7 protein-coding genes are annotated in these 9,665 nt (G+C 64.8%); 6 read left to right on the top strand and 1 reads right to left on the bottom strand.

Translation table 11 applies throughout. The features are described from left to right. Both FMP39_RS30545 and FMP39_RS30540 read left to right on the top strand, forming a co-directional pair. On the top strand, positions 1-2,033 hold a 2,033-nt coding region (locus FMP39_RS30545; protein ID WP_228558473.1), incomplete at its 5' end, for a hypothetical protein. Beyond that, a complete protein-coding gene (locus tag FMP39_RS30540) occupies positions 2,030-3,370 on the top strand; it encodes a hypothetical protein (RefSeq protein ID WP_141593614.1) in 1,341 nt (446 codons plus the stop codon). The genes FMP39_RS30545 and FMP39_RS30540, both read left to right, overlap by 4 nt. 130 nt (positions 3,371-3,500) lie before the next feature. Here FMP39_RS30540 and FMP39_RS30535 read toward each other — a convergent pair whose 3' ends face one another. Next, entirely contained in the window at positions 3,501-3,965 is a 465-nt protein-coding gene (locus FMP39_RS30535) for a GNAT family N-acetyltransferase (protein ID WP_141593613.1), read from the bottom strand. A 621-nt stretch (positions 3,966-4,586) separates the two neighbouring features. On the opposite strand from FMP39_RS30535, the gene FMP39_RS30530 reads away from it, so the two are divergent. Genes FMP39_RS30530 through FMP39_RS30515 form a run of 4 tightly spaced genes read left to right on the top strand, consistent with a single transcriptional unit; the run spans position 4,587 to position 9,556 of the window. Continuing rightward, a complete protein-coding gene (locus FMP39_RS30530; RefSeq protein WP_141593612.1) occupies positions 4,587-4,850 on the top strand; it encodes a hypothetical protein in 264 nt (87 codons plus the stop codon). Between the two features lie 34 nt (positions 4,851-4,884). After that, positions 4,885-6,489: an ATP-binding protein gene (locus FMP39_RS30525; protein ID WP_141593611.1), complete on the top strand. Its 1,605-nt coding sequence runs from the start codon at positions 4,885-4,887 to the stop codon at positions 6,487-6,489. After that, positions 6,486-8,516, top strand: a complete 2,031-nt coding sequence (locus FMP39_RS30520) for a Druantia anti-phage system protein DruA (RefSeq protein ID WP_141593610.1) — start codon at positions 6,486-6,488, stop codon at positions 8,514-8,516. Before FMP39_RS30525 ends, FMP39_RS30520 begins: the two co-directional genes overlap by 4 nt. Further along, positions 8,513-9,556 carry a hypothetical protein gene (locus FMP39_RS30515; RefSeq protein ID WP_141593609.1) on the top strand — a complete coding sequence of 348 codons (1,044 nt, stop codon included), beginning with the start codon at positions 8,513-8,515 and terminating at the stop codon, positions 9,554-9,556. Before FMP39_RS30520 ends, FMP39_RS30515 begins: the two co-directional genes overlap by 4 nt. Positions 9,557-9,665 lie beyond the last annotated feature (109 nt).

Genomic DNA, 9,665 nt, shown 5'->3' with positions numbered 1-9,665 from the left:
CCTTCGTATGTGGCGGCAAGGCCTTGCCCTCGGGCTGGCCCCGCCTGGCCTACAGCCGGGATGTGCTGGCGCCCTTCCTGGCGTGTGCCTCGCCCGCAGAGTTCGTGGCCATGCAGCGCGGGGTGGACATGGCCGTGCTGGTGCAGTCACTCACGCCCTGGGATGCAGTCCTCCTGGGCGCCCTGGGGCCGATGGACGACGACGCCTCGGAAGCCCTCAGTCGCCAGCGCGCGGAATTCATCGTCACGTCCGTGGAGAAGTACGGCGTGCCGTATGCCGAGGTGTTCGCCCTCTTCGTTCTGCATTCGGCATTCGACGACGAGTTGCGTGAGGTGGTGCAGCGACTGGCTCGCGACAAGCAGTTGGGGGACACGCTGGGCGCCATGGCCGCTGTCCGCGAGGAGCTGAAGCGGCGGGGCCTGGAGCTGGAAGGCATCCCGGAGCGGGGGGAGAAGGCCGGCGACGTGCTGCGCGGGTTGGGGCGCGCGGGCCGGGACATGCTCTCCAGCACCTTGGTGAGCGGTGAGGCCCGGTACACGGAGCTCATGGCCATGCGTGGGCAACTGCCGTCGCCCTACCAAGCAGCCATCGACGAAGTGGAGAAGGCCCTGATGGAGAGGCACTACTCGCCGGGAAGCACCTCGGCGGGAGCCTTCGACCACCTGACCTTCGGCGTGCCGGTGGGCTTCTACCACCTGGCCGTGGGGACGGGGCACGGGGCGTACTCGCTGGCGCAGGGCAAGTACGAGCAGGCCACGCGCGAGCTGGCGCCGGCCGCGCTGGCGGTGGCGGTGTACGCCGGGGGCAAGGGCGCCCGGGCCCTGTTGGAGTCGCGCGGTGGGCTGCGGCGCCTCCAGATGCCGGCGCTCGACGTGGCCGGCATGAAGGCGCTGATGGCGCGCCTGGAGGAGCAGCTCGGCATCACCGCCGCGCGCGACCTGCTGCGCTACCTCCAGGCGAGCCGCGAGGGCGCGCTGGTGGCCGCCGAGTGGGGGGAGGCGGGACTGCTGGCGCTGTACGAGGCGCGCGGAAACCCTGCGAAGGCGCAGGCGGTACTGATGGAGGTGGCGAGCCGCGAGTCCGCCCAAGCCGTGGCCAGCAGGGGCTCCGCGGGGAAGCGGCCCGTCAACCTGGACCTCTTCGAGCAGAACGCCGAGGTGTCCGCTGGGGAGGCGCAGGCGGCCAGCCGCGAGTCCTCCAAGGCTGCAACGACGAGCGGAGGGGCGAATCGCGAGCCCGCCCGGTCTTCGGCGAGAAGGCAGCAATTCGACAACCTGGACCTCTTCGCCCAGGACGCCAGGGTAGGCGCTGCGGAGGCCGCGAAGGCGAAGCTGGTCCTGGCGGAGTTGGAGTCCTCGGGCCCCCGTTTCCCGAAGGACGTGAAGCTGCTGAATGAGATGGCGCCCAAGCTGAACGAGCCGCCGCCGGGAGTCGATAAGGGGGCGCCGCTCTGGCAGGAGTACGTCGCCTACCGAAAGAGGCGCCTGAAGGAGATTCGGGACGGTGAGGCCGTCAAGGGCCCCCTGAAGTGGGAGGGCTACGAGGCGATGCGCGCCTACTATGCTCGGGGCATGGCCTTCGAGAGGACCATGATCGCCATCCTGAAGGAGGACGCGGCGTTGCCCCGCGCACAGCGGCGCTGGCTCGGCGACTTCGAGCAGCCGCGCATCGAGACGCACGTGGGCGTGTCGAAGGTGGACCTCCGGTACGCCGACGTCCTCGTCATCGAGGCGCGCTCGCCACCGGGGCAGCCGCCTCGGGTGGAGACATTCAGCTTCAAGAGTCGAGACCTCCGCTTCCTGAAGAAGGACGAGTTGGAGGTGCGGGTGAATACGGATGCGAGCAACGCGATGAAGTTCTACGGTGGGTCACTGAAGATTGTTCGGGATGGCATGCGGCAACAGGCGCAGGTGAAGCGAGTTCGTCTAGTCTACGAGAGTGAGAGGCTCCTACCCGAAAATCCCAACTCGCTGAAAGATGTGGCGCGCGCTGCTGAGCAGTTGTTCACGGGCGTGGAGGTCGTGTTCGAATGAAAGCCTCAAGGCTATCGTTGCATGAACTAAATAAGGTGGATTGTCTACACTTCAGGTTTGCCGGGGCTTTCGACCCGAGCAATGGAGAGAAGCGCGGATTGGCTCCATTCCTTGATGCTCTTGAGCAGCATGCAGATGGATGGATGCCTACGGTCGTTAATGCGAGCCGGAAGCGAAAATACTCCCGGGATGCTGTATGGCGTGCGCTAGAGGAACGGCGCGCGGACTATGGCACAATTATCGGCTTGTTCCATTACGGCTCCCCGGGTGTCTCGATGGTGCTCCGGCTTAGGCCTTCGCATATGGAACCTGAAGTAAGCGTCGATGTAGACGTGCAGCCCATCTCATTCTTCTCAGGGGAGGATTCGTGCCGGGGACTTGTGTCTGTCGCACGCACTTGGGCGAGGCACTATCCTTCGCATCATGCTTTTGCGCACAGTTCGGCTGACCGGCAGCTCACGGATTCTCCCGCCTTCGGTCGTGACGATGCGACATGGAAGCGGGACGGGTTCGACAAGATCTATGAGTTGTTCTGGCTCAACGTCTTCGGTCCCAAACTGGTCGAATCGGTGGGAAGAGAACGGATGCTCTCGACGCCAGCGTACCTCGTGGAGGAGCTTCCCAACGGCTCTGTCCTCCTGGTGCTATGGCCGACTGCTGCCGAGTTCGCCAGCGATGAGGCGCGCGTGGCGCAGGCCCGCGCCCATGTTCACCTGCGGCCGGACCTCGACTTCGAAACGGTGCTGCGCACGCTGCGGGAGCGCAGCGCCGCGCTCGTACCCGTCGAGCCACGCTTCCACCCTGACGTGGCGCCATTCCTCTCTCGGCTGACGGACGAGTTCGCAATCAGCGAGCGGCAACGGAAGATTGCCGAGCTCAACGCCTTCCGGCCTCCTGTGCCGGAAGAGTGGCTTCCTGTCGCCCATCCCTCGGACGTGGCGAATCCGGCGCGTGTCCTCGAATCCTACGGAGACTTGTCCGAAGGTCTCGTGGCTGTGCTTCACACGGATGTGCCCTCCATCATGAAGGAGACGCCTGAGTCTCTGTCGGACCTCGACTTCCACTTCTGGAAGACCCACTTCCCCGAGCGTTGCACGCGCGACGTCCTCGACGGACACACGATACCGGCATTAGGCGCCTATTTGGGGGACGTGCTGGTGCGGCGGTTGGGAGGGACGTGGGTGCTGCGGGCGAAGATGGAGGAGTCCCAGGTGCGCGTTGGGAAGCGTCTCTGGCTGCCCTTCCTCCGTGCCCGCCGGTACATGCAGTCTCGCCAGTCGCTGCTGGACTACTCGCTCACCCAGTTCTTCAAGGAGGCGGAGCGGTACCGGCCCTGACTGCGGCGGCGGCTGGGAGGGGCACGGGGGGCGAGCCAGGACGCGCGTCGCGGGGCGCTTGGTGGCTCCTTCCTTCCTTCCGCATCAGGGTACTCGCGGACCTTTGAGGCCAGCAACCATGCCTGCGGGCCTATTGAACCGCTTTAGAGATGAACCAGTGCGCCACGCCGTCCTTGCGACGAGTGAACCCTCGCTCTTCAAACCACGCGGCAGTCTCCTCGACCTCCTCCTCTGTCACCGTGTAGTCGTTGATAGACACCTCGCCCTGAATCTCCCGGACTCCATGCGCGGAGCAGTAGGACTCCACGGAACGCAGAATTTTGGCCCCGAGCCCCTGTCGGCGGGCAGGTGGAATCACGTAGAGGAGTTCAATCCACGCGACTCCCGCGGCCCTGTCGCTCAAGTAGGCATGGCCCAACTGTCGCTCCCCATCGAATGCGAATATCTCGGTACCCATGGTGGCGGACTCATGGGGCAGGCGCGTCTCCCAGTCGACCTGCTCCGGAACCACCACCTTCCCCTGGTTTTCCCCGTCGCGCTGACCCAACTTGTCCAACATTCGCTTCCAGTCGCCAGGATCCTTGTCGCTCGGCACTTGAGCCTCCTATTCCTGTGTCCACGAGCTTAGGCCCGTGAGGCGGGTGGCGTCAGGGACAGCACCGCCCCAAGGGCGCATGTCCACAGCGGGCGCCAGTCAGCGCCGTGGGCAGCCTTCTCCGCGTGCTGTGCCACGGCTGCATCGAGAGCTGTCCTTGGCGGGAGCGCCATCGTCACCATGTGCGCAGAGCGTCCCTCTCCAGTGGGTGCCTCGAGGCATAGGCGCCAGACGCGTGGCTCTGATTCTTCGACGATGAGGAGGTCGGTCGCCGTCCAGCGGACTTGGTCGCTATCGGGCAGCTCTAAGCCCGGCGTCGGGCGGCACCACCAGGTGCAGCGCGCGGACGGGCAGGCGGACGTCGTCACACGTGTAGGCGATTGAGGCTGCCGACGGCGCCGAGGCAAGGACTGTGCGCCCAGTTGCGGCCCGCGTCGGGACGTGAGCGGGTCAACGGGCGTGGGGGATCTCCGCTAGTCGCCTGAAACTCCAGGAGTTTTGTGGCGTGACACTGCGTGACCATACTTGATGTTCCGCGACGATGAGCGATAGTGTCTGCACCCAATAGAGACGAGCGAGACGTATGGTTACGACGTGCAACCTGTACATCCGAGCAGTTTGATGCCGATCGAGATCGAAGGCGTCGAGTACTTCACCGCGACAGACATCCACCGGGATGTCGGCGTCGTTCGGCAGACGCTGTGGCGGTGGCGAAGGGCTAGGGTCATTCCTCAGGGGCTGCGCTACCGGAACAAGGCGATCGTCTTCACTCGCGCGGAGGTGGATACCATTCGCGAGTATTCGAACCGTCTTGAGCCTGCGGACTCGCCCCCGCTTCGTCGACAAGGCGGCGCCCCAATTGCCGTGACGAAGGGGGGCGCATGAAGCCACTGATGGTGTCGGGGCAGCGAGTGGCGCTATGACGAGGGCAGCACACGAGACGAGACGCGAGGACTGCTCGATCATCGCGCTGGATAGGTTTATCCAAGCGACGCGGGACTCGGGCTACAAGGGCACCGCCAGCGCCATCTCGGAACTCGTCGACAACTCGATCCAGGCGGGTGCGACGCGCATCGCGCTCTGCGTCGAGGCCAAAACCGGCGACGACGAGGAGAAGGCGATCGAGATCTCCGTGCTCGATAACGGCTGCGGGATGGATCCAACGACGTTGCGCCAAGCGCTTCGCTTCGGCGGCAGCACTCGCTTCGGGGATCGTCAAGGGCTCGGGCGGTACGGCATGGGACTTCCGAACGCATCGCTGAGTCAAGCGCGTCGGGTCACCGTCTTCACGTGGCAGTCTGGCGCGACGAACGCCAAGAGCAGCGCGCCACGCGGACGTCTTGTGCCTCCATGTGTGTACTCGTCCTATCTGGACGTCGACGAGATCGTACGCGGCGAGATGGTGGAGGTCCCTGCGCCCGAAATCGTGAAGGCGCCGTCGTCCTCGTGCACCGGGAATTCCGGCACCCTCGTTTGCTGGTCACAGTGTGACAGGCTCGACAACCGGCGTGTTTCAACGATCGTGCGAAAGCTAGAGGTGGAACTCGGGCGGCGGTTTCGGCACTTCATTTGGAAGGGCCTCCAAATCACGGTCAACGGGGATACGCTGGAGGCGTTCGACCCACTCTACCTCAACCCGGCCGCTGAGATTTCGGGCGCGCAACTCTTCGGAGAGGAGATGCGATTTGAGGTCCGGGCCGATCCGGTCGATTCACGGAAGACGGGGTGGGTGCGGGTCCGGTTCACGGAACTTCCCGTCCACGCGTGGCACAAACTCTCCAACGAGGAGAAGCGTCGTATTGGGCTGTCTAAGGGTGCTGGCGTCTCTATCGTGCGTGGCGGTCGCGAGGTGGACTACGGCTGGTTCTTCATGGGGAGCAAGCACCGCGAGAATTACGACGACTGGTGGCGCTGCGAGATCCAGTTCGATCCCATCCTCGATGAGGCGTTCGGCATCACTCACACCAAGCAGCAGGCTCGGCCGCAGGCGCACCTCATAGAGGCGCTCACGCCGGACTTGGAGGCGACCGCGCGCGCGCTCAGCGGCCGCGCACGCAAGGCGCACATGGCAGTGAAGGCGAGCGAGCGCTTCTCCATGGCGGAGCGTATCGCCAATGAGCGTGACCACCTTCTCCGTCCGCTGCCTCGCAGCGCCGATCCTACGGCCAAGGCCTTGATGCGGGAGTTGGCAGCGAGCCACCCGGAATTGCGCGAGCGCACCGATGAGAAGGACAGGTACAGCATTGTCGAGCACGCCGTGAAGGACACGTCGTTCTTCACCCTCGCGCACGACGGGGATCGGCTCGTCCTTGTTCTCAACCCTGACCACCCCTTTTATCGAGAGATCTACAAACCTCTGTCCGAGGGGGATACTCCGCGCGATCCACAGCTCCGCGCGAAGCTTGAACTGCTCCTCCTCGCGGCAGCGCGAAGTGAGGCGGCCACGTGTGGCAAGGCTCCCGCGCTCTCGAAACATCGGCTCGATTGGAGTAACACCCTGGCCGCGTTCCTGAACGACAAATGACCAACGCGCCCGATATGCCCTGGACCTCGCTTGAGCCGGCGCTTCCTAGCAAGGCGTCGCGAGATGCATTCGTGGAGCACTCACGTGCGCTCGCGAAGGTGCGCAGGGATGAGCGCGCCGACGAGGCCCTCGATAAGGTTCGTGCCGAGTTCGTCACGGAGGTGAAGGCGTCGCGACGCGCTGACCGGCAGGCGCTGCTGGCGGCCGGGCTCGTGGTGTGTGACCTCGCGACGCAAGGGTGGAGCATTCGAGTGCGCGGGGAGCGCGTCGAGATCAGGCCGCCGGAGCCAGTCGCCGATAGGGCCGCCGAGAAGGCGCGCATCCGCCGACAGGAGTTGGTCAAGCGCAACGCGCAGCTCCGGCAGTCGTCGGTTCAGCGCTTCCTGGACTCGATGGAGCGACAACGGCTCCACAACGGGGAGTACGTCTCGATCTATTCGCTCATGCGGGACGGACGTGAACTTGCGGAGGGACTTCGAGAGGCGCGCACGCACCTCAATAACGGGTGGGCCGATGCGCTCTGCAACCTGATCGATCCATACCTTCAGTTTGTCACCGAGGAGGCGGCCACGTGCGCGTACACCGGACTGCGCCTCATGGACGTCTGGCGTTACTTCCGCCACACGTGGACGAACCAGCACACTAGCGTGCCCGGACGGACGATGCTGTTCCTGGTCCGCGACCGTGCTGCCGCTAACCATCCGGTGATGGGAATCGGCGCACTGAGCAGCCCAATCATGCAAATACGTGAGCGGGACTTGTGGATCGGGTGGCACCCCGACACCTTCCTCGAGCGCGTACGCAGAGAGCCGACGCGAGAACTCGCTAAATGGCTTGTGGACACCCTCGATGCGGCCATCGATGAGATCTACGTCGCGGATCTGATCGAGGACAAAGTCCTCTCAACGCGTGACCTCGCCACCCCGTCCGAGGCCGCGCTCGACCGGCTCCTCAAGGAGGGCGCAGAGCAACGTCGGCTACATCACCGCTACGCGCGCACTCGGGACCTCAAACGAAGCCGCGCCGACCTCTCGGAGGACGAGCACTGGGTCGCGCAGGCCCGAACACACCTGTTCCGTAGCAAGCGCGCGCTCGCGCTCGCGACGTTCCTGCGCGTACGCGCGGTCGTGAACGAGGCATTCCAGGGCAAGCCGACGGCTGAGAAGCTCGCTGCGCTGACCGCGACGGGCTACGGCAGCGACGCGATCCGCAGGGTACTTAAGAAGGCGAAGGCCGACCGCGTCGGCATCGCGGTCGCGGACATCTCCGTGTGCGGTGCTGTACAGCCCTACAACGCGCTGCTCGGCGGCAAGCTCACTGCGATGTTGGCGGCGAGCCCGGAGGTGGTGCACCAGTACCGTCGTCGGTATGCGGGCGCGAAGAGCGAGATCGCGTCCTCCGTCGCGGGGCGGCCCATTGTCCGCGCGTCGAAGTTGGTGCTCCTCGGCACAACGTCGCTCTACGGCGTCGGGTCGAGCCAGTACAACCGCATCAAGGTTCCCGCCCACCGCCTCGGCGGAGCCGACAAGGACGTCATTCGCTATGAGGAGTTGGGACGCTCCGAGGCATTCGGCACGTCACACTACTCTGAGGAGACCGTCGATGCGCTCGTTGATCTCGTGCAGCAGTCTGACGCGCAGCGTGTGAACAGTATCTTCGGGGAGGGCGCCAGCCCCAAACTGCGTAAGGTGAGGCAGGCACTCGAGTTGCTGCGCCTGCCCGCTGGAATGCTCCTGCATCACCACCGCCCTCGAATCGTCTACGCGGTGAGCTTGGTCAGGAACCTCGCTGACTACCTCATCGGCCTCGCTAAGCAGCCGGACTATATCATCCCCGCAGACGCGGCCGCCTCTACTGCCGCGCTCGGTGCGTGGTGGCGGGAGCGATGGCTCAGGCACCGAATTACCTCCGACCAGGTGCTCAAGGAGGTCGCGCGTCACACGCGGGTGCATCCGGTCACCCACGGCGCTCGCGTGCCGCATCAACGCGCGTCGACACAGCAGGCTAGGTTCACCGACCATTCATGAGTCCCAAGAAGCCCGCGCGGCCCCGCGCAACTCAAGTCGCTGCGACGAAGGCGGTGGTGCGGTGGTACCTCGAGCAGCATTTCCGGCGGCCTTCTGACCCTGGTGTGGTCGAGATGTTCTGCGAGCCCTCGCGCGTCGGCTCGTTCTCCGTCGAACGTCACGCATTGCGCGCGGGGGAGGGGCGAGCGCTCTTTCGCCTCCTCGTCGCGACTGCAATGTTTCAGCGCCGACAGGATGTCCAGATCCTCCGAATCTTGCAGGGGATGGGGGCATCAGACGCGGCCGAGATCTCCGATGCGACGAGGCTCCTGGCACTGGTCGACGAAGGCAACTGCGCGCACATGCGTTCGACGCAGTCCCTCGCGGAGGCGTGTGATCTCGACAAGGACCCGACGACGCGCATGGGGTGTTGCAATGCGAACCCGGGGGTGGGCTGCCACCTCAAGCGGCACACTGTCCTCCTTAAGCGCTATGGTCACTTCGGGAAGGTCCCTACGTCGATTGCCTTGATGGTCAGAGAGTCCGGCGCCCAAGACCTCGCCAGTTTGCACCGGCTGGTGCTGGAACGAGAGCGAGACCCGCTGGCGCGCGCGCAGGCACTTGAAAGTGAACTCTCGCGGGCCTGGCGAGTAAGCCAGAAGATCGCGAGCATGTTCCTCTCCATGGTCACGAACCCGGACCTCTCCCGAGGGCTCGCCCCGTGGTCACAAGGCATCGACTGGAGCTACTACGTCGTCATCGACAGCAACGTCGACCTCTTCCTTGCGTCAATCGGGTACAAGGGGACTGGGACTTATGATGCCCGCCGCGACTTTGTCCGCGACCTCGCGCGGGGCATCGACCTGACGGAGTTCGACAGCGACCTTCAGTCCTACAATCCGCGCTTGGTCCAGCAGGCGATGTACCTGTTTATGAGCATCGCCAACCGCCGGGCGGCCGAGGCTGACTGCATGCACCTCGCCCCGATCCCGTGCGCTACCTGCCCAAGCGCTGTTCGACGCCGGTGTCCCGCAAGACCTGCGCTGCCTGCGAGCCAGTAGCCCCCGAACGTACCTCGTCCTGATTTCACTGCTATGGCATCTTGGAATACGATGCCGGCGGGGCTTTCTGGCTTAGCGCCGAACTGGAACTATTGGCGCTGACGATGAT

It is taken from the genome of Myxococcus sp. AB056 (assembly GCF_006547365.1).
Classification (GTDB): Bacteria; Myxococcota; Myxococcia; order Myxococcales; family Myxococcaceae; genus Myxococcus; species Myxococcus virescens.
This window is presented reverse-complemented; position numbering and strand designations above follow the sequence as displayed.

Coding starts and splice junctions, on each gene's coding strand:
- FMP39_RS30520 (WP_141593610.1), top strand. CDS start 6,486: ATGACCAACGCGCCCGATATGCCCTGGACCTCGCTTGAGCCGGCGCTT.
- FMP39_RS30525 (WP_141593611.1), top strand. CDS start 4,885: ATGACGAGGGCAGCACACGAGACGAGACGCGAGGACTGCTCGATCATC.
- FMP39_RS30530 (WP_141593612.1), top strand. CDS start 4,587: ATGCCGATCGAGATCGAAGGCGTCGAGTACTTCACCGCGACAGACATC.
- FMP39_RS30515 (WP_141593609.1), top strand. CDS start 8,513: ATGAGTCCCAAGAAGCCCGCGCGGCCCCGCGCAACTCAAGTCGCTGCG.
- FMP39_RS30540 (WP_141593614.1), top strand. CDS start 2,030: ATGAAAGCCTCAAGGCTATCGTTGCATGAACTAAATAAGGTGGATTGT.